Annotated in this window: 1 protein-coding gene; it reads left to right on the top strand. The window is 42.8% G+C overall.

The genetic code is table 11. The features are described from left to right. Positions 1–290: MFS transporter (locus AAEY88_RS12840; RefSeq protein WP_350563004.1), on the top strand; the 290-nt coding region annotated here is incomplete at both ends.

The raw sequence follows: 290 nt of genomic DNA, 5'->3' as shown, positions 1-290 counted from the left end.
ACTTTGGTGTTATCTGTTACCAGTTTCACCTTAGCTTTTTCATTGCTTTTTTATGCAGTTTTATCTGACAGGATAGGACGGTTGGCTCCTATTGTGGTGAGTTTATGGCTGCTCGCAGGGTCGAATATTTTATTAGTGTTTGCCCAAACATTCGATGACTTATTATGGGTGCGCTTATTGCAGGGCATTTTGTTGGCCGCTGTGCCCGCGATTTCGATGGCCTATTTTAAAGAACAATTAGCTCCCTCTTTTATGCTCAAAGCTGCTGCCGTATACATTATGGCCAACAG

This window comes from Psychrobacter sp. CAL346-MNA-CIBAN-0220 (assembly GCF_040309805.1).
GTDB lineage: Bacteria > Pseudomonadota > Gammaproteobacteria > Pseudomonadales > Moraxellaceae > Psychrobacter.
The sequence above is the reverse complement of the archived record's forward strand: the minus strand, read 5'-3'. Positions and strand labels throughout refer to the sequence as shown.